This is a genomic window from Vibrio sp. V19_P1S1T109 (genome assembly GCF_002241375.1).
GTDB classification, from domain to species: Bacteria; Pseudomonadota; Gammaproteobacteria; order Enterobacterales; family Vibrionaceae; genus Vibrio; species Vibrio anguillarum.
Genome location: NZ_NDIM01000374.1, coordinates 1 through 25,675, shown reverse-complemented (window position 1 = coordinate 25,675; position 25,675 = coordinate 1). Strand labels below are relative to the sequence as shown.

Annotated in this window: 21 protein-coding genes and 1 tRNA gene; 14 read left to right on the top strand and 8 right to left on the bottom strand. The window is 46.4% G+C overall.

Going from position 1 to position 25,675, the window contains the following annotated elements:
* From minE to minC, 3 genes are all read right to left on the bottom strand, one after another.
* On the bottom strand, window positions 1-205 hold a 205-nt coding region (minE, locus tag B9J87_RS17255), incomplete at its 3' end, for a cell division topological specificity factor MinE (protein WP_094151930.1).
* Window positions 206-209: 4 nt separating this feature from the next.
* Window positions 210-1,022, bottom strand: a complete 813-nt coding sequence (minD, locus tag B9J87_RS17250; RefSeq protein ID WP_013857214.1) for a septum site-determining protein MinD — start codon at window positions 1,020-1,022, stop codon at window positions 210-212.
* A gap of 19 nt (window positions 1,023-1,041) precedes the next feature.
* Complete coding sequence (gene minC / locus B9J87_RS17245) at window positions 1,042-1,704, bottom strand: septum site-determining protein MinC (protein WP_094151920.1); 663 nt, start codon at window positions 1,702-1,704, stop codon at window positions 1,042-1,044.
* A gap of 199 nt (window positions 1,705-1,903) precedes the next feature.
* On the opposite strand from minC, the gene B9J87_RS17240 reads away from it, so the two are divergent.
* The 5 genes from B9J87_RS17240 to B9J87_RS17220 all read left to right on the top strand — a co-directional run bounded on the left by B9J87_RS17240 (window position 1,904) and on the right by B9J87_RS17220 (window position 8,529).
* Window positions 1,904-2,185, top strand: coding sequence for a YcgL domain-containing protein (locus B9J87_RS17240; protein ID WP_094151918.1), 282 nt, complete (start codon window positions 1,904-1,906; stop codon window positions 2,183-2,185).
* A gap of 23 nt (window positions 2,186-2,208) precedes the next feature.
* Entirely contained in the window at window positions 2,209-3,177 is a 969-nt protein-coding gene (locus tag B9J87_RS17235) for a lytic murein transglycosylase (RefSeq protein WP_013857211.1), read from the top strand.
* A 61-nt stretch (window positions 3,178-3,238) separates the two neighbouring features.
* Window positions 3,239-4,186: a LysR family transcriptional regulator gene (locus B9J87_RS17230; RefSeq protein WP_094151916.1), complete on the top strand. Its 948-nt coding sequence runs from the start codon at window positions 3,239-3,241 to the stop codon at window positions 4,184-4,186.
* Between the two features lie 218 nt (window positions 4,187-4,404).
* Window positions 4,405-5,610 (top strand): NupC/NupG family nucleoside CNT transporter, encoded by a 1,206-nt coding sequence (locus B9J87_RS17225; protein WP_019282015.1) that lies wholly within the window; start codon window positions 4,405-4,407, stop codon window positions 5,608-5,610.
* 378 nt (window positions 5,611-5,988) lie between these two features.
* Window positions 5,989-8,529, top strand: a complete 2,541-nt coding sequence (locus tag B9J87_RS17220) for an Ig-like domain-containing protein (protein WP_094151914.1) — start codon at window positions 5,989-5,991, stop codon at window positions 8,527-8,529.
* 103 nt (window positions 8,530-8,632) lie between these two features.
* On the opposite strand, the gene folD is transcribed toward B9J87_RS17220, so the two are convergent.
* Window positions 8,633-9,493: a bifunctional methylenetetrahydrofolate dehydrogenase/methenyltetrahydrofolate cyclohydrolase FolD gene (gene folD / locus B9J87_RS17215; RefSeq protein ID WP_010317168.1), complete on the bottom strand. Its 861-nt coding sequence runs from the start codon at window positions 9,491-9,493 to the stop codon at window positions 8,633-8,635.
* Window positions 9,494-9,694: 201 nt separating this feature from the next.
* Between folD and B9J87_RS17210 the strand changes: the two genes are divergently transcribed.
* Both B9J87_RS17210 and B9J87_RS17205 read left to right on the top strand, forming a co-directional pair.
* Window positions 9,695-9,771: transfer RNA gene (locus tag B9J87_RS17210), tRNA-Arg, on the top strand.
* A gap of 233 nt (window positions 9,772-10,004) precedes the next feature.
* On the top strand, window positions 10,005-11,111 hold the full coding sequence (locus B9J87_RS17205) for a M23 family metallopeptidase (protein WP_094151932.1): 1,107 nt from the start codon (window positions 10,005-10,007) through the stop codon (window positions 11,109-11,111).
* Between the two features lie 118 nt (window positions 11,112-11,229).
* Here B9J87_RS17205 and B9J87_RS17200 read toward each other — a convergent pair whose 3' ends face one another.
* Complete coding sequence (locus tag B9J87_RS17200) at window positions 11,230-11,643, bottom strand: VF530 family DNA-binding protein (protein ID WP_013857204.1); 414 nt, start codon at window positions 11,641-11,643, stop codon at window positions 11,230-11,232.
* Between the two features lie 332 nt (window positions 11,644-11,975).
* On the opposite strand from B9J87_RS17200, the gene B9J87_RS17195 reads away from it, so the two are divergent.
* From B9J87_RS17195 to B9J87_RS17185, 3 genes are all read left to right on the top strand, one after another.
* A complete protein-coding gene (locus B9J87_RS17195; RefSeq protein WP_176429559.1) occupies window positions 11,976-13,307 on the top strand; it encodes a ferredoxin reductase family protein in 1,332 nt (443 codons plus the stop codon).
* Between the two features lie 214 nt (window positions 13,308-13,521).
* On the top strand, window positions 13,522-14,421 hold the full coding sequence (locus B9J87_RS17190) for a homocysteine S-methyltransferase family protein (RefSeq protein ID WP_017044584.1): 900 nt from the start codon (window positions 13,522-13,524) through the stop codon (window positions 14,419-14,421).
* Entirely contained in the window at window positions 14,408-15,943 is a 1,536-nt protein-coding gene (locus B9J87_RS17185) for a BCCT family transporter (protein ID WP_094151910.1), read from the top strand. Before B9J87_RS17190 ends, B9J87_RS17185 begins: the two co-directional genes overlap by 14 nt.
* Before the next feature lie 97 nt (window positions 15,944-16,040).
* Here the strand turns inward: B9J87_RS17185 and B9J87_RS17180 are convergent, their stop codons facing one another.
* Together B9J87_RS17180 and B9J87_RS17175 are read right to left on the bottom strand one after the other, a co-directional pair.
* The gene (locus B9J87_RS17180; RefSeq protein WP_094151908.1) at window positions 16,041-17,822 is read right to left on the bottom strand and encodes an alpha-amylase family protein; all 1,782 of its coding nucleotides are present in this window, start codon (window positions 17,820-17,822) and stop codon (window positions 16,041-16,043) included.
* A gap of 197 nt (window positions 17,823-18,019) precedes the next feature.
* Window positions 18,020-19,258, bottom strand: coding sequence for a DEAD/DEAH box helicase (locus B9J87_RS17175; RefSeq protein WP_094151906.1), 1,239 nt, complete (start codon window positions 19,256-19,258; stop codon window positions 18,020-18,022).
* Between the two features lie 324 nt (window positions 19,259-19,582).
* Here B9J87_RS17175 and B9J87_RS17170 point away from each other — a divergent pair, with 324 nt between their 5' ends.
* Entirely contained in the window at window positions 19,583-20,356 is a 774-nt protein-coding gene (locus B9J87_RS17170) for a hypothetical protein (protein ID WP_019282010.1), read from the top strand.
* A gap of 47 nt (window positions 20,357-20,403) precedes the next feature.
* On the opposite strand, the gene B9J87_RS17165 is transcribed toward B9J87_RS17170, so the two are convergent.
* Entirely contained in the window at window positions 20,404-21,771 is a 1,368-nt protein-coding gene (locus tag B9J87_RS17165; RefSeq protein ID WP_029189727.1) for an L-serine ammonia-lyase, read from the bottom strand.
* Window positions 21,772-21,894: 123 nt separating this feature from the next.
* On the opposite strand from B9J87_RS17165, the gene B9J87_RS17160 reads away from it, so the two are divergent.
* The 3 genes from B9J87_RS17160 to B9J87_RS17150 all read left to right on the top strand — a co-directional run bounded on the left by B9J87_RS17160 (window position 21,895) and on the right by B9J87_RS17150 (window position 25,667).
* Window positions 21,895-23,364 carry a protein adenylyltransferase SelO gene (locus B9J87_RS17160; protein ID WP_094151904.1) on the top strand — a complete coding sequence of 490 codons (1,470 nt, stop codon included), beginning with the start codon at window positions 21,895-21,897 and terminating at the stop codon, window positions 23,362-23,364.
* A 117-nt stretch (window positions 23,365-23,481) separates the two neighbouring features.
* Window positions 23,482-24,210, top strand: coding sequence for a response regulator (locus B9J87_RS17155; RefSeq protein WP_026028047.1), 729 nt, complete (start codon window positions 23,482-23,484; stop codon window positions 24,208-24,210).
* A gap of 2 nt (window positions 24,211-24,212) precedes the next feature.
* A complete protein-coding gene (locus B9J87_RS17150; protein ID WP_094151902.1) occupies window positions 24,213-25,667 on the top strand; it encodes an ATP-binding protein in 1,455 nt (484 codons plus the stop codon).
* Window positions 25,668-25,675: the final 8 nt, after the last annotated feature.

Here is a 25,675-nt window from a genome sequence, read left to right as displayed (position 1 = left end):
GCTCAAAAGAGACTTCAACCATCGAAGGGTCAACCGCGACGTATTTGGCGATCACCTTGAGAATGTCTTCTTTCAATTGAGGCAAATAGGTCGGTGCAGGGTCATTTTCACTACGACGTTCGGCGACGATAATTTGCAAACGCTCTTTGGCAAGGCTTGCTGAGGTCGTTTTCTTTTGTGGTCGGAAAAACTCAAGTAGAGACATAATATTAACCCCCGAAAAGTCGTTTAAAGATGCCCTTTTTCTGCTCCGTTAGAAAACGAAACTCGACTTCTTGCCCTAATAAGCGCTCGACAGCGTCAGCATAAGCTTGGCCTGCGTCTGATTGATCGTCAAAAATAACCGGAACACCTTTGTTGGAGGCATTAAGCACCGCTTGGCTTTCTGGGATCACGCCAAGTAAAGAGATATGTAAAATCTCTTCAACATCTTCCACGCTCAACATTTCACCTTGTGTCACGCGAGTAGGGTTATAACGGGTCAATAAAAGGTGCTGTTTAACAGGCTCTAACCCTTGCTCTGAGCGCATTGATTTGGAATCCAAAATCCCTAAAATGCGGTCCGAGTCGCGCACGGAAGAGACTTCAGGGTTCGTCGTTACAATCGCTTCATCAGCAAAGTACAAAGCCATCAACGCGCCTTGCTCAATACCTGCTGGTGAGTCGCAAATGACGAAATCAAAGCCCATCGTATCGAGTTCATCCAAAACGCGCTTTACGCCCTCTTTGGTGAGCGCATCTTTATCACGGGTTTGTGAGGCAGGCAGAATAAACAAGTTTTCGGTGCGTTTATCTTTGATCATCGCTTGGTTAAGTGTCGCCTCACCGTTGATGACGTTAACAAAGTCGTACACCACGCGGCGCTCACAACCCATGATTAAGTCAAGGTTACGCAGACCGATATCAAAATCGATGACCGCTGTCTTTTTACCTTTTAAAGCCAAGCCAGAAGCAATTGCTGCGCTTGAGGTTGTTTTACCAACGCCGCCTTTTCCTGACGTTACAACAATAATGCGTGCCATTATGTTTTCCTTGTTAATTTTAAATCGTGAGCGTTTCAAAATGCAGTGAACCATCAACCATGCTGAGCATCACTTTCTTCTGCCAAAACTCACTTTCAATTTGATCGCTAAGCCAATAATTTCCAGCAATGGAGACCAGCTCTGCTTGTAAATCGTGACAAATAATTTTTGCTTCCGTTTGGCCGCTGGCACCGGCAATGGCCCTTCCGCGCAGTGAACCATGAATGTGAATCGAGCCATCGGCGATCACTTCGGCCCCCGCACTGACGTGATTGAGGATCACTAAATCGCTATCTTTGGCATACACTTGTTGGCCAGAGCGAATGGGCGTGCGAATCACCTTGGTTGGCGCTATTTGAGCGGGTGCTTGAGAAGGCGACTTGCTTGCTGCCATCACGGCAAAGCCAGCTTCTGAGGCTAAGTTTTGGCTGCGTTTATCACGGCAACCTGTCACACCGACCGGGATCATTCCCGCTTCAGTGATGCCTTGTTTGAGTATCGCAAAATCAATATCGCCAATCACTTTAGCAATATTGATCACCACAGGTGCAGAGGCAAAAAAAGCAGGAGCTTGGGCGACTTTTTCCTTGAGAAACTCAACGGTATTGGCAACTTCACTGTCGCAAAGGTGTAACACTGACAAAGTAAAACTGCTACCTTTTAGGTCAGGAGTATTCGACATCTTATATTGACCTCAATAACTAATGGCTTCACTAGAAAGGGCGTTGCCTGAAACTAGGGTTGTCATGTTATATTCCCTGACTTAGCTCAGCAAGTTATCTTGCGGTCAAATGTTTGTTTTAATCTCAAATTTGGTAAAAGTTTAACGTTTCTAACTTAATTGGCTCGAAAAGCCAGTTTATTACAATAAAAGGTTTGTCATGCTTTGCTCTATCTACAAAAGCTCTAAAAAAGAAGGTACCTATCTCTATATCCCCAAAAAGGATGACTTTTCACAGGTTCCTGACACATTAATGGTGATGTTCGGTAAACCTACTTTAGTCATGGTAGTGAAACTGGAAGGGCGTACACTTGCCCAAGTGAACATTGAAAAAGTAAAAGAGTCTCTAGAAAATGAGGGCTTTTTCCTACAGTTACCGCCACCGCCACAAAATTTATTAGAACAATATAAGCAGCAAAAGGCTCAGCAAAAAGATAGCTAAGTTTTCAGCTCAAGGAGGACGATTTGAGAAAGTTATTGTCAGTCGTATTGGGATTAAGCCTCTCCACGCCATTGATGGCGAATGAGGTTAGTTTTGAACACTATGTGGAAGGCTTGAAGCAGCAAGCACGAAATGAAGGCATTTCAGAGCAAATTTTAATCGATGCGTTTAAAAATGTGGAGTACAAGCCACGTGCTGTGACGGCCGATCGCAATCAACCAGAAAAGAAACTGACGCTGGATGAATATATCCCACGCGCGGTTCCAGAATGGAAAGTGAACCAAGCAAAGGCGCTGTATGAAAAGCACTATGCAGAGCTTAGCCGCATTGGCGAACAATATGGCGTACAGCCGCGCTTTATCGTGGCTTTGTGGGGCGTAGAAAGTAATTTTGGTGCGTTGACTGGTGGTTTTAGTGTTATTGATGCGCTGACGACTATGGCTTATGACGGTCGTCGGGAAGAATTTTTCCGCAAGGAGACAATGGCCGCGTTGCAAATTCTGCAGCAAGGTCATATCCAAGCTGATGAGATGAAAGGGTCTTGGGCTGGCGCGATGGGACAATGCCAGTTTATGCCGAGTTCGTTTTTGGCGTTCGCTTCCGATGGTAATGGCGATGGCAAAAAAGACATTTGGCGCTCAAAGGAAGATGTATTCGCGTCGACGGCCAATTATCTCAGCCAATCGGGATGGGATGATAAATACACTTGGGGCCGTCAAGTTAAAGTTCCGCATGGGTTTGACCGCACTTTAGAAGGGCGACAGCCCGAAAAAGGGAAATCACTGAGAGAGTGGAACAAGCTCGGTATTACCCGTTACGAAGGTAAACCACTGCCTAATTTAGACAACGTTCAAGCTTGGCTTATCATGCCAGATGATGAAAATGGCCGCGTTTACTTGGTATACAACAACTATAATGTGTTGATGAAGTGGAACCGTTCATATTATTTCGCCCTCGCGGTGAGCCATTTGGCGGATAGAATTACCTATTGATTTGAACCTTAATTGAACGCAAAGGGCTCATCATGAGCCCTTTGCTATTTCTGGAGAGTGTGTGCTAGTTGAACGTGCAGGGCAAATGGTGATATTTGCTGCGTTAATCAAACATCAAGGCTTTACCGCTGCGGCCAAAAGCTTAGGCGTATCAGTATCGCATGTTAGTAAGCAGTTGGCCTTACTGGAAGCCTCGCTCGGGGTGAAGCTCGTTCAGCGAACCACTCGCAGCTTCACCACAACCGAGGCTGGAGAGGCTTTGTATCGCCATTGTATTGCGGTCGTTGGGTTGATGGATGCTGCGCAGTCTGAAATGGAAAGCCAGCGTGATGAGGTGTCTGGGCTGATTAAGCTTGGTCTTTCACAGTCGTTTGGTTCTTTGCACATTTTGCCAGCACTGGAGGCGCTTCGTCAGCGTTATCCAAAACTGCAAGTGGAAGTGCATTTGTTCGATTATCGAGTCGATATGCTCGAAGAAGGGCTTGATTTGTGGGTGACCAACAACGAACATTTGCCGGAAGGGTACGTGGCGCAACGTCTCGCCGATTGCCAATTTGTGCTGGCGGCATCACCGGAATACTTATTAAACCATTCACCCCCTCAGACACCCGGTGATCTGTTAGGTCACAACTGTCTTATCTACCGCAGTTGGGAGCGAGATTACACCAGTTGGTCGTTTGCCAATCCAGAGCAAAAGGTCAACATCAATGTGTCGGGTAACTATTCGGTGGATTTAGCCGAAGCCGTCCGTGACGCCGCCGTGGCAGGGTGGGGTGTTGCTTACTTGGCGACTTATTTAATTCGAGATGAATTTCGAACTGGTAAACTGATCCAGTTGTTGCCAGATTGGCACGCAAATCAAAGCATGCCTTTTTATGCGGTTTACCCGAGCCGACAACATATGCCGAAGAAAACCTCAGCCGTGATTGAATTTATCAAGGATTTAATCGGTACACCTTGCTACTGGGATACTCAGTTAGAGCCTTACATCCGTTTGACAAAAGTGTAATGAGTACGAATTATTATTTCCCAACTCAGAAACATCTTTTCTATATGGAAAAGATAAGCCTAAGCAATCGTTTAGCTTGTTACAAATCAACAGCTTGAAATAAGAGGCTTAAGGCTGCTATTTTTAAGCACACCTCTGTAACATTTGCGACTTGCGCATTCGTTTTCGCACGATAGAATGCGCGCCTTTCCTATCCCCGTTATCTGGATTGACAGCAAATGAACTCATTACTTGGCGTCGTCGCCATCTTATTTACGGCTTGGCTACTTTCTACCAATAGAAAAAACATCCAATTTAGAACCGTGTCGCTCGCTTTTTTATTGCAAGTAGGCTTTGCACTATTGGTTCTGTATGTCCCTATGGGGAAAGAAGTGCTCAACAGTGTCACGGGTGCGGTATCGAATTTGATCAATTATGGGCAAGAGGGAATTGGCTTTCTCTTTGGCGGTTTAGCCAATGGTAGCGTTGGTTTTGTGTTTGCGATTAATGTGCTTGGCATCATCATTTTCTTCTCCGCTTTGATCTCCGGTTTGTACCACATTGGTTTGATGCCTAAAGTGATTAATTTGATTGGCGGTGGTTTGCAAAAATTATTGGGTACGGGGCGTGCAGAGTCACTGTCAGCCACGGCGAACATTTTTGTCGGCATGATTGAAGCGCCGTTAGTCGTTAAGCCCTATTTAAAGCACATGAGTGATTCGCAATTTTTTGCGGTGATGACGTGTGGCTTAGCCTCGGTTGCGGGTGGTACGTTAGTGGGTTATGCCTCACTGGGCGTTAACCTTAACTATCTTATTGCGGCGGCATTTATGTCAGCTCCAGCCGGTTTGTTGATGGCGAAAATTTTGGTGCCGGAAACCGAAGCGCAAAGTCAGCAGGTGGCCAATGAAGAGGTTGAGATACCAAAAGCAACCAATGTGGTTGAAGCCGTGGCTGATGGTGCAATGTCTGGGCTTCGTATCGCGGTTGCGGTTGGGGCAACGTTACTGGCCTTTATCAGTGTGATTGCGCTACTCAACGGCCTATTGGGCTGGGTGGGCGGTCTGTTTGGCTTAACCCTTAGTTTTGAGTTGATTTTAGGCTACCTATTTGCTCCAGTTGCGTGGCTGGTGGGCATTCCATGGAGCGAAGCGATGACGGCAGGCTCACTGATTGGTAATAAAATTGTCGTGAACGAGTTTGTCGCTTTCATCCAATTGATGGACGTAAAAGATTCGCTCAGTGAACATTCTCAAGCGATTGTAACTTTTGCTCTGTGCGGCTTTGCCAATATTTCGACCATGGCAGTATTGATCGGTGGTTTGGGCAGTTTGGTGCCAGAGCGTCGCAGCTTTATCTCTCAATATGGTTTTCGAGCGATCAGCGCTGGCGTGCTGGCTAATTTGATGAGTGCTGCGCTTGCTGGGGTTATTTTGTCGCTATAAACGTTGCGTTTCTATTGGCTACGAAAACCCACCATACATTTTGTATCTTCGATGCCGGCTAACAGAGCCGGCATTTTTATCCATCCACCTCACCAAAATAATATTGACCATATCAATTTCTCAACGACGTGTGATTAGGTGAGTTCGTGAAGTCCGCCGAAAAAGATTTGCAAGCGGTGTTGATGTTGAAATCATGCCGTGATTTTGAGCTGAGATAATTAAAATTATCAGTTATTTAGAGTGCAATTCTCGTCCTCTAGCTTATTAGTTATATACCCTGCCTACTTGATGTTGCCTTGTTTTTATCTCGCGTATTGCAGGCCACCACGTCAAGTTACTTGGGAACGGGTTAATTATTCATAAGCAAAGGAGAGAACAATGAGTTCTTATCTACTCAGAGCTGCCATCATTACAACGTTAGGGATAAGCTACCAAGCTCAAGCCTATAACTGTGATGGCTTGGGCTCTTGGGATACGGCCGCCATTTATACGTCCGGCGATAAAGTGACGCAATCTAACGCAGCCTATCAAGCTAACTATTGGACGCAGGGAAATGATCCTGCAAGCAATAACGGCCCTTGGGCATTTTGGCTATCACTCGGGCAGTGTGACAGCGGTGGTGGCAATGTTCCACCCACGCTAAATCTCGTTTCTCCTGCCAATAATGCACAAATCCCACAAGGCAGCTTAATCACGCTGCAAGCCACCGCGTCTGATAGCGATGGTAGCGTGGCACGGGTTGAATTTTTGATTGATGGCGTGTCGATCGCCGTCATCACACAAGCGCCTTTTCAAACCGATTGGACTGCCGCTTTAGGCGCAACCCAAGTGACAGCAATTGCCACTGATAATCAGGGTGCGACTACGTCAACAGCGTCAACCATCTCGGTTACGCCTGTTGGTAGTTTAGTACCTCCTTCCATCTCCTTAACCAGCCCAACAGGTGCTGAGCAGCTAGCGGCTGGTGACTCATTGACGCTAAGCGCTAATGCCACCGATTCGGATGGAACCGTCACGCAAGTTGATTTTTATGTGGATGGACAACTCGTCGCTTCAGATACTGCAGAGCCTTATGCCCACGGTTGGACTGCTGTTTCAGGCTCTCACACCTTTAAAGCCAAAGCGACGGATAATGATAACCAAACGACTCATAGCCAAGAGGTCGCCTTAGTTGTATTTGGAGGCTCAAGTGGTGGTTGTGCAGGTTTAGCAACCTATGTGGCGGGTAGCAGTTACGCTGCGGGCGAACTGGTGCAAAACAATAATCAAAAGTTCCGTTGTGATATCGCAGGTTGGTGCTCTTCCAGCTCAGCGTGGGCCTATGAGCCGGGCAAAGGAAGTTATTGGCAAGAAGCGTGGACAGGAATGGGCGCGTGCGCCACGCCACCTACCGTTTCATTGACGAGCCCTGCTGACAATGAAGTGATTCTGGCTGGTTCTACCATTCTGCTCAGCGCACAAGCTAATGATGCCGATGGCAGTGTAGTACAAGTGGAATTTCTTGTTGATGGCACGAGCCTTGGCGTAGTAAACCAAGCGCCTTATTCGGTTGAGTGGGTTGCGAGCAAGGTCGGAAGTACCACACTCAAAGCCATCGCAACCGATAATGACAATAATAGCGCTGAAAGTCAGATTAACGTTTCAGTGAGCGATCAAGCGTTAGTGGTGTCGTTAACATCGCCAACGTCAGGGCAAACCGTCGGTTTAGGTAAACCAGTCAATATTGCTGCCAATGCGACGTCACTCACTGGTGCTGTTTCTAAAGTCGATTTCTTAGTGAATGGAGCGGTGGTCGCAACTGATACTAGTGCGCCTTATGCCTACACTTGGACACCTACGGCTATCGGCGAATACACAGTGGCTGCGCAAGCTTATGATGCAGGCAGTAGTGTATTGTCAGACGCAGCTGCCGTGAAGGTGGTTGAACAGACACAGAAAAAGCACAAATTGATCGGTTACTGGCATAATTTTGTCAATGCTGCTGGCTGCCCAATGCGTCTCGCTGATATGTCTGATGCGTGGGATGTGATCGATATTGCATTTGCCGATAATGACCGCAACAGTAATGGAACCGTGCATTTCAATCTTTTCGCAGGCGATGCGCATAGTAGCTGTCCCGCCTTAGATGCTACCCAGTTCAAGCAAGATATGGCGGCCTTGCAAGCCAAAGGCAAAGTTTTTGTTTTGTCACTTGGTGGCGCTGAAGGCAACATTACGCTCAATACTGACAGTGATGAAGCGCACTTTGTTGATAGTTTGACGGCGTTGATCAAAGAGTGGGGTTTTGATGGCTTGGATGTTGATTTAGAAAGTGGTTCTAACTTAATGCATGGCTCGCAAATTCAAGCACGCTTGGGCCGGGCATTAAAGCAAATTGAAGCCAACATCGGCGGTGATATGTACCTGACCATGGCACCAGAACACCCTTATGTTCAAGGAGGAATGGTGGCTTATAGCGGCATTTGGGGTGCATATATTCCTATCATCAATGAGGTTCGTGACACACTCGATCTACTTCATGTTCAGCTCTACAACAACGGTGGGTTGCCAAACCCTTATCTACCGGGTGCAGCACCTGAAGGTTCGGTGGATATGATGGTCGCCCAATCAAAAATGCTGTTAGAAGGGTTTGATTTGGCCGATGGTTCACGCTTTGAACCACTGCGTGACGATCAAGTTGCAATCGGTTTGCCTTCTGGCCCGAGCTCTGCCAACTCTGGGCAAGCGCCCACGCAAAACATTCTTGATGCGTTGGACTGCTTAACCAAGGGAACCTCTTGCGCGACGGTGAAACCGAGTTTCAACTACCCTAACTACGGTGGTGTGATGACATGGTCTATTAACTGGGACGAACACGACGGCTACAATTTCTCTACGCCAATAGGCAACAAACTGACGCAAATGAATAATGCCCAATAAAGGCTAAGTTGGTTTATAACGCAAGAACCCCAGCGCAGTGCTGGGGTTCTTTGGCTCGCTGATCATAGCTATCAATAACCACTAGCAATAATCAATAACAAGATCAGTTATTGGGGTGAAATTGCTCGCACGCCAACAGGGTGTTTTCAATCAAACTGGCCACCGTCATTGGCCCGACACCACCCGGAACAGGGGTGATCAAGCTTGCTTTGGTGCGCGCTACATCGTACTCGACATCGCCAATCAGTTTGCCTGACTCCAAGCGGTTGATGCCCACATCAATCACCACGGCACCTTCTTTAATCCATGCACCGGGAATAAAATTGGGTTTACCAACGGCCACCACCAACAAATCAGCTTGGCGAACATGGTGCTCTAAATCTTTAGTGAAGCGATGGCATGTGGTTGTGGTGCAACCAGCCAGTAGCAGCTCTAACGTCATTGGTCGGCCGACAATATTGGATGCGCCCACAATCACCGCATGCTTACCACGCAGTTGAACGTTATAGCGCTCAAGCAAAGTGATGATCCCTTTGGGCGTGCAAGAGCGCAGTTTAGGAATGCGTTGGGCTAAACGGCCCACATTGTAAGGGTGAAAACCATCGACATCTTTTTCAGGAACAATGCGTTCAAGCACATGGGTTGTGTCAATCCCGGCAGGTAAGGGCAGTTGCACTAAAATGCCGTCAATTTCAGGGTCGGCATTGAGCTTATCGATTAACGCCAGTAGCTCCTCTTCACCTGCAGTGGCCGGAAGATCATAGGATTTAGAAACAAAACCCACTTCTTCACAAGCACGACGTTTGCTGCCGACATACACTTGTGACGCAGGATCTTCTCCCACCAGCACCACCGCTAGCCCCGGAGCTCGAAGACCCACTTGAGTGCGAGCTTTTACCCGCGCCGCTACTTCAGAGCGAACCGTCTGGGAGATGAGTGTCCCATCAATATTTTGAGCAGTCATGGCTTTCCTTACACATTGGTCGCAAATATTTTTGGGCGCATTGTCGCAGATATTTAAAGTAACATCTATAAGCAAACGTTTGCTTTGTTCTGTTTTTCGTCACATGGTTAGCGAATGGCAGTTTTTTAGGCATTTGAAACAGAATGTTAGAGAAAGCGATTGATTTACGGAGTTCAACTCGTATAATCCTGTCCCTGTAGCGCGCCCTTAGCTCAGCTGGATAGAGCACGTCCCTTCTAAGGATGTGGTCGTAGGTTCGAATCCTACAGGGCGCGCCATTTATTCAAGAAAGCCCCGATAACTCAAAAAGTTGTCGGGGCTTTTGTTTTTCATGTTCATCCGTTCGGTTTTTTACTCCGATGGTACTTTTGTGCAGAGTGTTGATAATTTCATCGCTTTCATCTTATTACATCTTGCTTCCACTGGCTTCGCAAAACGCACCTTCTTAGCTATCCCACGAATATTTTGTGCCACACTCTATGTGAAATTTAATTCATATGAAGGGTGCGTAATGAATCTAACCAAATCTTCTTTAGTGACATGGGTTATCTGTTTTAGCCCAATGGTGGTAAGCCATCAGTTGTATCCTGATGTGGATATTCCACGACTTAACGAAGCGCAGCTTGCAGAGAGTCAACTGCCATTTTCTCTGATTAGCGATGATGAGTTTGTTTTTCGACCTTATCAACGTCCTTTCAATATTGAAGATTTTATTGGCACCCATCAGCCACATTGGCTTGAGCTTGTCGAGTCGATTAGCCATTGGGCTGGGGCAACGGGGGTTGATCCTCGAGTGTTATTGACCACTTTAGCGTTATTAGAACAAGAGAGTGCTTCGGAGCAAAGCTTGGACGATAGACAGCGGCAGATCAAAGATATTGCGAATCAACTGTCTCAGCGTTTCTATCACTATCAAGAAAGTTCATCGGCTCTTCAATACAATGCTGCGACGTTAGCGGTCATGCAGCAATTGAATCGGGTGGATGATTGGGCGTTATGGAAATCGCAATATGAGCTTTGGTTTGGTGCTTTCAGCGAGCCACAAAACACACCAGCTCCTATGCGTATGGGAAACCTCATTGCTTCGCCTAGTGAGGGGTTTATGCAGTGGCCATGGCGCAAAGGGTATCAGTGGATACCTAACGGTACGCATGCGCACAGTGGTTCAGGTTTTCCGCTTTCTTCAATCGACGTTTCTTACGATTGGCCAGCTTGGGGCGCGCCAACTTACAGTGTAACGGCCGCGCATGATGGCTACGTGTCGGTGATGTCTCGGTGCCAACTGCGCGTGACGCATCCAAACGGTTGGGCGACGAACTATTACCATATGGACGGAATCCAAGTCGCGAATAATCAGTGGGTGACGAAAGACAGTAAGTTGGGTGTTTATGCTAACCAGCGCTCCATTGCTTTGTGTGAAGGTGGATCGTCCACCGGCCCTCACTTGCACTTCTCATTGCTTTATCAAGGGCGTTTTCAATCTTTACAAGGTGTGAGTTTTGGGCCATATAAGGTTCAGACTGGGCGATATAGTTACGATAATCATTGCCAATATACATGGCTGTATGACCAACGTAAGCAGCAGAAAGTCTGCTTATGGCAACCTATTTATAATTAAGGTTCACGCTGAAATGTTGTGATGGAAAATGTTGGTGCAAGGTTCTCTCTTACACCAACATTCATTTTGTGCTCAACCGATTTGTTGTGTCGTGAGCCGATCACTGACTTATCGTTCTTTAACGACGAAACGAACGGTTACGTGCGGAACGCTCTTTATGGGCAGAAGCCGCTTTAGCCTGTGAGTTTAAAATGGAATCAACCGTCAGCTCCATTGGCTCTTTAGGTTTGAGGCCATGTGGGAAAGTGCGCGCGCGCGGTGGCAGATCATATTCTTCAGCTGAAGCGCGTGGCATACGTTTAAAGCGATATAGGTAGAAGTTTTCTACTTTCTCTCTCGCCCAATCGGTTTTATTGAGATATTTCACGCTGCTGGCAACCGATGGGTTGGTATGGAAGCAGTTAAAACGCATTGCCGTATCGAGAATATCCCAACCGTAAAAATCCACTAGTTCTTGCAGTAATGTTTCTAACTTAAGACCGTGTAATGGGTTATTTCTTTGTAATTCAATTCTTTCTTCTTCAGTCATCATAACGAGTTCCTAAGTAGTTCACTAACCGAGGCCAGCAGGGGTGTATGGTTTTCGTTGGTTTTTTATTCAAACAACGTGGCATCACGAATGATCATCTCTTAACACGCTAGTTTAAGGGGCCGCATTCTAACAGAATTCAGTGGCCCTCCCTAAGATTATCGTGCGGAAGATCAGCGTTGTTTGATTGGTCAGATTTTTCTGCGTTCAATAAAAAGGACATAGCGCTTAAAGAGCTTGGATTGTCGTCTTTACACAGATTTACTTGTTACTTCATCTACTTTACGTTGTGATTGTTACTCTTAGATAACCTTTGTATTTAAGTGGTTATTGTGATGAGCAGAGTAAGCAAAACGGTATTGATTGTGATGGTGGTTGTCTCGGTATTATGGATGCAAGCCGAGCCAACGCTTTTGGTGTCTGAAAACCTCTTCAAGTGGCGATCGGCTTTTATCCAGTGGTCAGGCATTTTGGCCATTGTGGCGATGTCATTGGCTATGGTGCTGGCGCTTCGTTTGCCCCTTGTTGAACAGTGGACACAAGGAATCGATAAAGGCTATCGGATACACAAATGGCTGGGCATTTCGGCCACGTTGCTTGGTTTATTTCACTGGCTTTGTTACCAGATACCGAAATGGATGATCGCACTTGAGCTCCTGACTAAACCTAATCGGCTCAATGGCTCTGGCCCACAGGGGAACTTGTCGGGTTTTGCGCTTTGGGTAAAAGAGATGCGCCCGATGGGGTTAGCCATTGGCGAATGGGGGTTCTACTCATTATTGCTGCTGGTGGGTGTATCACTGTGGCTAACCATTAAATACAAACCGTTTCGCTTATCGCACCGTTTGATGGCGGTGGTGTACCTTTTACTGGCTGGGCATTCGGTATTATTGTTGAAAAAGGCGTATTGGGACTGGCCGATTTATTGGTTAGTGTTGATGTTTATTGCGCTTGGCTCCGCGGCAGCAATCTACAGTTTGTTTGGATTTGTGGGCCGAAATGCACGTTATTCAGCGAAGATTAGCGCATGCCACTACTGCGCAGCGAGCCAAACGTTAGATTTAAGAATTAAGATGGAGAAATCTTGGCCCGGGCATAAAACAGGGCAGTTTGCCTATTTGAGTTTTGTTGGCGAAGAGCCGCATCCGTTTACTATTGCTTCGTACAATAAGGCTAATGAGCTGCGATTTTTGATCAAAGAGCTCGGCGATTTTACCACTGGCCTTTATAAGAGAATTACCGTGGGTGAGCCGATTGAGGTCGAAGGTCCATATGGACGATTTGAGTTTTATAGTGATAGGCCACAAGTCTGGATTGGTGGCGGTGTCGGCATCGCTCCATTTATGGCTGGGTTAGATTATTTACACACGGTAAAAGCGCATCCGGCTACTTATCTGTTCTTCTGCTGCCATCATGCAGAGCAAGCCCTGTGTGATGAGCTTAAGCAGAAAGCATTGCGTGCAGGTGTCTCCCTCACAGTGATTGATTCAAGCATTGCGCCGCATTTGTCTGCCGAGACTATTGCTCGCCAGTGTGGTGATTTAAGTGGTTTTGAGTTTTTCTTTTGTGGCCCTGTTGCGTTTTCACGGACTTTAAAACAGGCGTTGAAGCCTTACCATGTAGACGTTGAAACTCAGTTCCATGAAGAGTTGTTTATGATGCGTTGAGTATTTGTTGTGAAATGACCAAGCCCCATGTTTTCTAAGAATTACAGCACGAATGACAGCATGAACAACAGATAGTGACCTTGCGAAAAAGAATAGATAAATCAAGTCACTTACTTGAATAAAATTCATATTGCACTTCAATGTTATTCACTATGATCTTGCTCACAGTATGCTTCAATGGCACTGACCAATAAAGCATTATGGATACGATATTATGAGCAAATTAACCCTTCTTGATGGTGGCATGGGGCGTGAATTAAAAAGAATTGGCGCTCCTTTTTCTCAGCCACTTTGGAGCGCGCAAGCGCTGATTGAATCTCCACAACATGTTCGTTTGGCTCACCAAGGATTTATTGATAGCGGTGCCGACATTATCACGGTGAATAGCTATGCGTGTGTCCCTTTTCACTTGGGCGAGTCACTATATCAAACCGATGGTGCAAGGTTAGCGAACTTAGCCGCGCAGATTGCTGCGGAAGTAGCACAACAGTCAGAACGTCCGATTTTAGTGGCGGGTTCTATGCCACCGGCGATGGGAAGCTATCGGCCTGATCTCTTTCAAGCCGAAGTCGCACGAGCGATTTCACTCACTTTGTATCAAGCACAAGATCCTTATGTGGACGTCTGGTTAGCGGAGACGATTGCCAGTTTAGAAGAGTTGAGCATGATTCAATCGGTGTTTGCCTCATCAACCAAGCCTTGCTATTACGCACTGACTCTGAAAGATGACTCTAATATCGCACAATTGCGTTCTGGGCAGTCAGTGTCTGAAGCCGCAGAACAAATCTATTCTGCGGGTGGGGCGGGTATTTTCTTTAACTGCTCAATACCCGAGGTGATGGCTGATGCCATTCAACAGGCGAAAATGGTGTTGGAAGGCCGAGCGCAAAAGATTGAAATCGGCGTTTATGCAAACAGTTTTACGCCGATTAAATCGGATCACGCCGCTAACGAAACCGTACAAGCCATGCGTGAGTTTAGTGCAGAAGATTATCTCGCATTTGCTAAGCAGTGGTATGCCCTCGGTGCAACCGTGATCGGCGGATGTTGTGGCATCACCCCTCGCCATATTCAAGCACTTTATGAATGGAGGCGCAGTTTTGAAAAATCTTAATTATGGATTGGCTTTTCCTGCGATTGCGTTAGTGCTTGTTTTGTTAACGGTATCTGCGCTTTATCCAGCCACCTCTCAAGCGGTGGCGGCGCAAGCTATGGGTTGGGTGAGCCACTGGTTTGGCTGGTTAGTACAGATGGCAAGTTTGGCGTTAGTGGTTTTTTTACTGTGGCTGGCGTGTTCGAAATACGGCCGCATTCGTTTAGGTGAAGAAAAGACCGAATACAGTAATTTTTCTTACGGTGGGATGATTTTTACCGCTGGCGTTGGAGCGTCACTCATTTACTGGGCGATAGGCGAACCGATGTATTACTTACAATCGCCGCCGTTATTTGCTGAGCCTAATAGTTATCCTGCTGCGGCATGGGCCGTTACCTACTCTATTTTTCATTGGGGTATTACAGGCTGGGCGATTTACTGCTTTCCAGCGATTCCGTTTGCTTATGCATTTTATGTACAAAAAAAACGCACGTTAAAAGTTTCCAGTTTGTGTTCTTCGGTAGTGGGTGACCATCCTTTGGTGGCAAAAAGTATCGATCTATTGTCGATTTTTGGTACGTTGGCCGCGTTTGCTAGCTCGCTAGCCTTAACTGTGACCTTGGTCAGCGCCGGTGTGGCAGAGCTGTTACAGATTGAGAATAGCCTTGGCTTACAAGGCACAATTATTGTGCTTTTTGTGGCTGCGTTAGTGGTTGTGATGGGGGTTGGTTTTAATCAAGGTATCAACATGATTTCTAACTGGACAGTCAGCATGGCAGTGTTGTTTGCCCTGTTTGTATTATTGGCGACTCAACCTTCTTTCATTCTTAATAGTTTCACTGACTCGCTGGGCGTGATGTTGGATAATTTCTTTAGAATGTCATTGTGGACAGACCCTGTTCAGCAAAGTGGTTTTGCACAAGGCTGGACTCAGTACTATTGGTTTTGGTATTACGCGTACTTGATTATGATGGGCCTATTCATCACGCGAATTTCTCGTGGACGAACGATTCGTGAAGTGGTTTTGTACACCATCTCGATGGGCGCTTTGGGTTGTGCATTTTTTATCTCCATTTTTGGTGGCTATGCGGTGTGGGCTCAAATGCTGGGCGGTTTACCCGTTCAGGGCTGGATGGCAGAAGGTGGCTTAACCTACGCAGTGGTTTCATTGATAAAAACCTTGCCTGGGGGAAATGGGGTGCTTGGGCTATTTCTGCTCATTCAGTTTTTATTGATGCTGACCACTATGTCCAGTGCGAGTGTTGCGACGGCGATGCTCACCACCAATGAATTGGCTTTGAATGGTGATCCCGATAACCGAGTAAAATTGCTTTGGGCCTGTGCGATTGGGCTGATCAGTTTAAGTGTATTTTTGGCTGGGGGAGGGATTGAAACCATTAAGTCGCTTTGTGTGGTCGCAGGCCTTCCTATGATGTTCATTTACGCCATCATGCTCAAAACCTTTTTACATACTTTAGGCATTTTGCCCAATCAGCATGAGCGGGAATCTGATCAAGAACCCGTGTTAATGAAAGTCACTTAAAGCAAGCCTTAACCTTATAGCCTTTAGCAAAACAAGCCAGCACGATGAAGATGCTGGCTTGTTGTATTGAAAGAAGACCAATGACTCTCTTTGAGGTTTAAATATTATTGAGAACCATGAAATGGGTCGAAAGTGGGGTGAAGTCGATCATCACATAGCTCTCTTGTTCGTTGACGAAGAGCGTCAGCGTTTGTTGATTTAGCGGGTCGAATAGAGTGTGCTCACCACAGGTTAACTGCCAATAAGTGGTCAATGCTTTAGGTAAATGCAGTTTTACGGTTTTGCCACTTGTGGCACTGAAGTTCGCGGCGATGATCAGCTTTTGTGACGGGTTAGAGCGAGCAAAGGCAAATAAGTAATCTTGTTGGTCGGAGAAGTGTTCAACATTGGCGGCGTACAGATCATGATATTCACCGGTCAGTGCGGGGCTCTGTTTGACTAAATTCAGTAATGTTGAGTAGAAATGGCGCAGCTGCTTCTCGCTCTCGTTTAATTGGCCACCATCAAATGCGCCGTTATTCATCCATTTTTGATGCTGCGGAACGCCGATATAGTCAAAAATAGAGGTGCGCGAAGGCTGGCCAAAGCCGGCATGTTCCGCACCCGGTTCGCCCACTTCTTGCCCAAAATAAAGCAAGGTCGGTGAGCTGGATAAACAGGCCGAAATCAACATGGCAGGGCGTGCTTTATGTGCTTCACCTGCAAATTCAGGCGAGGCAATTCTCTGCTCGTCATGGTTTTCCAAGAAATGCAGCATGTGATGCTCGATGTCACGCAGTTGATGTTCAATACGTCCAATCTCTTTAGTGGAACCGTGTCCCTGCATGATGGCTTTGAGACTATCGTAAAGGTCGACTTTGTCGTACAGATAGTCCATTTTCCCGAGCTGGATGTAATCGCGGTATAAATCTGGCTGATACACTTCTGCCATTAAAAAAGCATCGGGGTTGTGTTGCTTAATCGCCGAATTGAGATAGCTCCAAAATTCAATCGGCACCATTTCCGCCATATCATAACGAAAGCCATCCACGCCTTTATTGAGCCAATAAAGAGCGATATCCCGAAACTTACGCCATGAATCTGGCACGCTTTTGTCTTGCCAGAAAATGGCGTGTTCAAGGTGAGATTGAAAGCGGTAGTGCTGCGGAAGCTCGGCAAAATCTTTGCTTCCATCGGGTTTTATGCCGTAGTTTATTTTGACGGTTTCATACCAATCATCCACGTTTGGTTTGGCTAAACGAGATCCATTGCCTGTCCATTTTGCGGGGTGTTCGTAAAACGGGGTGGCTAAATCTGGGTGGCATTCACCGCCCAACGGTAGCAATGAGGTGGGAATATCTGGCAGTTTAAAGGAGGTGTCGGGTAGGTAATAGAAGTTATTGTCCCTGGTGTATTGCACACTGGTATCATCATTTTCACCAAAATCATTGATTCCGACAGGGTTATTGAGCCCTTGATATTGGCGCGCCACGTGGTTAGGGACAATGTCGATGATGACTTTCATGCCCGCTTGGTGTGTACGCTTAATCAAGGCTTCAAATTCGTGATTACGCTGAGCTGGGTCGTCGGCTAAATCAGGGTTTATCGAATAGTAGTCTTTAATGGCGTAAGGCGAGCCCGCTCTACCTTTGACAACACTTGGGTGATCATTCTCTATTCCCCATGCACGGTAATCACCCACCAGTGCGTGGTGTAAAACACCGGTATACCAAATATGAGTGATCCCAAGTTGATGAATTGCATTGAGTGCATCGTCAGTGAAGTCACTTAATTTACCTACGCCATTTTGTTCTTTCGTTGCCCAAGGTGTGTAGCAACAGTTTGTATTACCGAATAAGCGCGTGAAAACTTGATAGATAGTGTATTTGTTGTAAGCCATAACGTGTCAACCTAAGCGATGATGGGATGCGAGAAATAGGAGATGAGTTGCAGGCTAATAGAAGTTGATGAAGACAGAATCATCCTTGAGTAGTGATTTTGGGGCGTAGAGAGAAAGAGGGCGTAAAAGTGTGATGCGGGAATGGTTTAGTCAACAAAATCCCACCGGGCGGTGGGATTTGTAAAGAAGCATTATGCTTATGAGCGTTTTTCTTGTTTAGGGCGAGGGCTACGACGCGGTACACCTGAGTGCTCGTTATCACGCTTTTTCAAGTGGTAATTTAAAATGGAAATAGGCACGTCTTTTTTCGGTGTGAAACCTTCAATTTCTTTACGCACAAGCAAATGCCCTAAGCGGCTTTCAATCATGCACAAGTTTTTAAAATCATCGCGTGATACGAGAGAAATTGCTTCGCCGGTTGCACCAGCACGACCTGTTCGTCCAATACGGTGAATGTAGTTCTCCGCAGGATAAGGCAAGTCGTAATTCACCACTCTTTCTAAGTTATCAATATCAATACCGCGCGCAGCAACGCCCGTTGCAATCAAAAATTGCAGTTTACCTGCTTTGAAATCGGCTAATAATTTTTCACGAACTTCTTGGCTACGGCCACTGTGAAACGCCTCTGCTGCAATGCCACGCTTTTCCAGTTGGCTCGCCAGCTTTGCCGCACCGTGTTTGGTTTCGATGAAAATCATCGCCTGTTGCCATTGGTTTTCAGTAATCAAATGGCTCAGTAGTGCAGATTTTTGATCTTTATCGACAGTGATAATCCACTGATCAATTTGATTTGGCGTGTGGTTGTAACCAGCGACATCAATTTCAATCGGATCATTAATGGCTGATTTGGCCAACTCGCGCACTGGGCGAGAAAGGGTCGCCGAAAACAGTAAGTTCTGACGGTTTAGTGGCAGGCGATCGACAATTTTATTGATGTCTTCAATGAAACCCATGTCGAGCATGCGGTCAGCTTCATCCATCACCAACACTTCAAGCTCATCAAAATGAACGGCGCGTTGGCCATACATATCAAGCAAGCGCCCCGGCGTGGCGATCAAAATATCCACCCCTTCAATCAAGCGTTGTTTTTGTTTTTGCGAATCGACACCGCCGTACATCGCAAGGCAGGTTAAGGGTAGATACTTGGCGTATTGAGTGACGTTCTCTTCCACTTGCAGAGCTAATTCGCGCGTGGGCGCTAAAATTAATGCGCGAACACGTTTGGCGCGCTGAGTTGTTCCTTGACTAAGCATCTGCAAAATGGGCAGTACAAAGCTAGCGGTTTTACCCGTGCCGGTTTGCGCTGCCGCAATGACATTTTTACCCGTCAAAATGGCTGGGATTGCCTGTTCTTGAATCGGTGTTGGGGCAGAATAGCCGAGTTCGTGAACGGCTTTTAAGATTGGATCGCTCAATCCTAGGTTGGAAAATGGCATGCGGGCTCTCAGAGTTAAAAAGTCAAAACAGTTAGCAAGCGATGGCTTTCTCATCGTAAGGCGCTACGCCCTAATACTTTGAGTGCAACTCATCGCAAATTCGGCGCATTCTAGCATGAACTCTTCAAATGCGGTGAGATACCTCAGTGTCAGCGATCGTCTCTTTATTCAGAATAGCGCCTCGTTGCCGAGTCACTAATATGAGATACCAATAAGATTGTTATCAATGAGTGCAGGGAGTTGGATTGGCATCACAGAGCTTTTAGAACAAGTGGGATCTATTTTCGATATATTAACCTTACTTATTTGTCAGGGAATAGATTCATGGAATATCAGCAGCTACCGATTCAGTATACTGTGGTGAGTGCGTTAAAATTAGTCCAAAAAAATTGGCTGACTCTCATGCTGCAATCTTCACCTTTTTTGGTGGTGAATCTCTATTTCACGATTGGTGTTGTTGACTTTGATGATCCACAACAGTTGTTCACATTAACGAATGTCATTGTTTATGTGCTTTATACGGTAACGGCGGCGATGGCGACAGTGCGCTTGCATCGTTTGGTTCTGTTGGGGGAAAAATCTTGCCGTTTGAGCACGATTTTTTACTTAAGTTCGCGTGAATTGCGCTTTATTGGATGGTGGGCTGCGTTAGGCGCTATGCTGTTTGCCATTCTAATCATACCCATGTTTATCATTGGCTCGCTGGCAAATATAGTGACTATGCCAATGTGGTTAATCCAGCTTTGTACCTATGCCGCAATGCTGCCTATTGGCTGGTTTATCTCCCGCTGGTCATTAGTTTTGCCAGCAACAGCACTAGATCATCAACCTAGAGGTTTGAGTGTCGCGTGGCAAATGTCAAAGCCCCACGCCAAAGCACTATTTGTGCTGATAGGTGTGATCCCCATGCTTATCAACGCACTACTACAGCCCTTGTTTAATCTGCATTTTCTGCCATTGACATTACTATTGTCACTCGTCTGGTTAGTGGTTTGTGCGGTTGAGATTTGTGTGTTGTCGCTCAGCTTTCAGTGGATTGTGCAGCGAGAAGCGATTACCCAGAACCAAGAGTTACGCATTCCTGAGTTTACCGCTTAAACAAGCCCTGTATTCACACAGGGCTTGATGAGGATTGAACGGTATTACTACTCACAAGGTGGTGATAGGTGGATTAACGCTAAGCCGCCTAACGAGGTTTCACGATATTTCCGATTCATATCTTTCCCCGTCTGGTACATGGTCTCAATCACTTTATCTAGAGAAATTAAGCATTTGCTGGTCCGTTTTAGGGCCATGCGTGAAGCGTTAATCGCTTTCACGGCTCCCATTGCATTGCGTTCGATGCAAGGGACTTGAACTAAGCCACCCATTGGGTCGCATGTCATACCCAATGAATGCTCCATGGCAATTTCAGCCGCCATGCAAATTTGTTCGTTGCTGCCACCTCTTAGCGCGGTCAACCCTGCCGCTGCCATTGAGGAAGAGACTCCAATCTCTCCTTGACAGCCTACTTCGGCCCCCGAAATAGAAGCATTGGTTTTGTACAAAATACCAATAGCGCCAGCCACGGCGAGAAAATCTTTCAACTGCTTAGTGTCAAGCTCTCGGATAAAGCGGTGGTAATACATTAATACGGCGGGTATCACTCCTGCCGCGCCATTGGTTGGCGAGGTAACCACTTGCCCTCCCGCTGCATTTTCTTCACTGACCGCGAAAGCAAACAGGTTAATCCAGTCCATGATCTCCATTGGGTCACTTTCAATCGCCGCGTTAGCTTCCAGCTTTTTGAGCAGTGCTGGTGCGCGGCGCGTGACATGCAATCCACCTTCGAGAATGCCTTCCGTTTCAAAGCCGCGCTGCATGCAGAGCGACATCACTTTCCAAATTTGATCGGCTTTGTGGTTAATCGTTTCAAGATCATGAAACGCTATTTCATTGCGCAAAACGAGACTGCCTAAACTTAAGCCATGTTTTTCGGCTTTAAAGAGTAATTCATCAGCAGAAGTAAAAGGAAATTCGACCTCCACGGGTGCATTTGCACTACCGTGTTCCAACTCTTTGGCGGTAGCAACAAAACCGCCTCCCACCGAGTAGTAAGTTTCAAAGGCTAGCGTTTCTCCTTGCGCTCCAAAAGCGGTAATCGTCATACCATTTTCATGTAAGGGAAGATTAGTATTTTGGAAGAGGAGGTCAGTTTTTAGCTGGAATGGAATGAGCTTTTTTCCCGCTAAATTAAGCTCACCGTGTTCAATAGCATGCGCTAGCGCTTGATTGGCGCTGGTGATTTTGATGGTGTCAGGCTTATTGCCCAGCAGACCTAATATTACGGCGCGATCAGTGTGGTGGCCACGTCCTGTAAGTGATAGTGAACCGTAAAGGTCAATCTGCACTCTTGCCACTTGCGTTAAATCAGCAATGATTTGGCTAAATTGATAGCCTGCAATCATTGGCCCATTGGTGTGTGAGCTAGAAGGGCCCACACCAATTTTAAAAATATCAAAAATGGATAACATCGACTTCACCTTGAATGTGACCTGTAATAGGTGACAACTTTGCCTAATAATACCCTAGTCTAGAGCTCAAGTATTTGCTAACGTGCAAAAGTCTAACCAAAAACCATATTATGAGGACTTCGCATGTCGATTTGGGATCAAGTAACACTGCACACTCGCTATGGTGAATTACCCTCGGTTTTTTATTCTCAAGTGAACCCAGCGCCTTTAGACAATGTGCGTTGGGTTGCTTGGAATGCCTCACTGGCTGGGGATTTGTCTTTACCAACACAACCTAATGATGAGCTACTGCACAGCCTGTCTGGCCAAGTTATTCCCGCGCAATTTAAGCCATTAGCGATGAAATACGCGGGCCATCAATTTGGTATTTATAACCCTGATCTAGGTGATGGCCGTGGGTTACTGTTGGCCGAAATCGAGAGTAAAACGGGTGAAGTGTATGATCTGCATTTGAAAGGTGCAGGGCTTACGCCTTATTCGCGTATGGGGGATGGACGCGCCGTACTGCGCTCCACTATTCGCGAATACTTGTGTAGTGAGGCGATGGCGGGTCTTGGGATTGCAACCACAAGAGCATTAGCGATGATGAGCAGTGACACGCCTGTTTATCGAGAAAAACAAGAGCGAGGTGCGCTGCTGGTACGTGTAGCGCAGAGCCATATTCGCTTTGGCCATTTTGAACATTTTTTCTATACCAACCAATTAGCAGAGCAAAAGCAACTGGCTGATAAAGTGATTGAGTGGCATTACCCTGATTGCCTCACACAAGAAAAACCTTATGCGGCGATGTTTAGTCACATTGTTGAGCGTACTGCTAAGATGATTGCCGATTGGCAAGCGGTTGGATTTGCCCATGGTGTGATGAATACCGACAACATGTCTATCCTCGGTCAAACCTTTGACTACGGTCCTTTTGCTTTTCTCGACGATTATGAACCGACTTATATTGGCAATCACTCCGATTATCAAGGCCGCTACGCGTTTGATCAGCAGCCGCGTGTGGCGTTGTGGAACCTGTCCGCTTTAGCACATGCATTGTCACCGTTAGTGGAAAGAAGCGATCTGGAAGCGGCACTCGCTCAGTTTGAAGCGCAGCTCGGCCGTTATTTTAGCCAGCAAATGCGTCGTAAATTGGGGTTGTTGACCTCTCTGTCCGGTGATTCTGTGTTGTTTGAGCAAATGTTTGAGTTATTAACCAAAAATCACACCGACTACACTCGCTTTTTCCGGCAACTATCCAACTTGGATCGAGAAGGGGAGCAACCTGTATTGGATCTCTTCATTGACCGCGCTGCCGTTCAGTCTTGGCTTGAACAGTATCTGGCTCGTTGTGAGCGAGAAATCGACAGTTCGGGGAACGCGATTTCGATTGAGCAGCGCTGCGCAGAGATGAGAAAAGTGAATCCGAAATATATTTTGCGTAATTATTTGGCTCAACAAGCGATCGATAAAGCAGAGCAAGGGGATTACCAACAAGTACATCAATTAGCACAATTGTTAGCCGATCCTTATGCTGAACAGCCAGATAAGCGTCATTTTGCCCAGCTTCCTCCGGAATGGGGGAAAAAAATGGAAATCAGTTGTTCCTCATAAGTAACGCATTTTGTGATCTCTATCTAGACAGAATTCAAACTTTACATAAATATCAATAATCAAAAAAATGACCTATAGCTACACTAGGCCGATCAGTTGAAAATATGGATAGTGGACATGCAGGCAAGAACGCGCATTCTAGTCGTGGATGATGACGAAGAGATTCGGCAATTATTAGATGAGTACTTGACGAAGTCTGGTTTTGATATCGTCACCACCGCGGATGGCATCGAGCTATTAGCCTATTTGGAACGTAACAGTTATCCCGATCTTATTTTGTTGGATGTGATGATGCCCGGAGACGATGGTTTTACTTTATGCCAAAAAATCCGTCGTCATTCGAACGTTCCTATCATTATGTTGACCGCGGTTTCTGATGAAACTGACCAAATCATTGGTTTAGAAATTGGCGCGGATGATTATGTGGCGAAACCTTTTAACCCGCGTCAGTTAATGGCGCGCATCAAGGCTTTGCTGCGCCGGGTACAAGTCAATGATGAAAAAACAACCGATGCGCTGCCCAAACAGATTACGTTTGGTGATTGGCAACTCGATACCTTGTCACACCGAATTACACATCTAGAGCGTGCCGATGAGCATGACTTGTCGGGCAGTGATTTTGCACTACTGATGCTGTTTTTAACCCGGCCTAAGGAAGTGCTTGATCGCGATACCATCTCATTTGCTACTCGTGGACGTGAAGCCCTCCCTTTTGAGCGAGGTATCGACGTGCAACTTAGCCGTTTACGTCAGCGATTGGGTGATAGTGCAAAATACCCTCACTACATTAAAACTATGCGTGGCAACGGCTATATTCTGGCCGTTCCGGTCAGTTACGGCCATTAAAAATGACGCTAATACGTCTCTTTTCACGCTTAAAACCCAACTCTCTTGTCTCACGAACACTGCTGCTGACTTTGTTGGCGGTGGTGATAGCGCAGGGCATTGCAACGGCGATTTGGTACAGCCAATCTAAACAAAAAGAGTTGGAAGGGATCAGTTCCGTTTCTTCTAGCATGGCAGGTATGTTTGCTTCCACCGTGACCTTTTTTCAATCACTGCCCGTCAAATATCGGCATATCGTGCTGGATCAAATTCGCAATATGGGGGGAACCCGTTTTTTTGTCTCATTCAATAAAGAGCCATTGACTGTGGAGCCGATTATCGATACGCCGCTCAAGCGAGCTTCAGTCGATGCGGTGAGGGAAGTGTTGCAACAAAAGCTCAATAACGTTGAGAGTATTCAAGTTGAATTTACCAAACCAGAACATTTGCGGTTACTAAAAAACGATATTTTTCTCAGCGACTTACCTAAGTCGTGGGCCTATCATACACTCACACTTGAACCGCTAAACCCGCCAGTGTTGGTGGTGCAAATCGAACTATCAAGCCATGAATGGGTTTACGTGGCGGCGCTACTTCCCGCTCCATACGTGAAATTGGATGACACTCTACTAAGAAAAGAGCAGATCTTATTTCTCTTTTTTTCCACCACCATTTTGTTAGCGTTGACCTACTTGCTTATGCGCCGCCAAGTTCGGCCACTGAGAAATTTAGCCAAAGCGGCGAATGAGATGAGTATGGATATTGCCCAGCGTCCCTTGCGTGAAGAGGGGGCGACAGAATTGATCACTGCGACCCGCGCATTCAATCGTATGCAGCAACGAATTCGACGTTACGTGGCCGATAGAGAGCATCTGTTTTCTGCCATCTCTCATGATTTAAAAACACCCATCACCCGCTTACGCCTAAGGGCTGAATTGCTCGAAAGCGATGTTAAGCGCGAAAAATTTAACCGCGATCTCGATGAGCTAGAGATGATGGTTAAAGGGGCATTGCAGTGCGTGCGAGATACCGATTTACACGAAAATAACAGCAGTATTGATCTCAATGAGATGATTCAGACGATTGCTGAAGGGTACAACTTAACTCGCCAAGTGGTCCATTTTACGCCTACACAGCTTGAACCGATAATCGCTAAGCCTCTAGCTATTCAACGAGTATTGACAAACTTGATTGGCAATGGCGTGAAGTATGGTCAGCAAGTGTGGGTGAAGTTGGAAGAAAATCCAGAGTGGGTGGTTATCACCATTCAAGACCAAGGCCCGGGGATCCCGATAGATAAATTAGAAGCTGTCTTTGAGCCCTATTTTCGCCTTGCCGATGATGATCAAGGCCACGGTCTTGGCCTTGGAATATGCCGAAGTATTTTACATGGACACGGCGGAGATCTCATTTTACGCAATCCAGCTCATGGTGGTCTGGAAGCACAAGTCTTTATCCCACCTACGTTAGCGGTGTAGTGTAACGC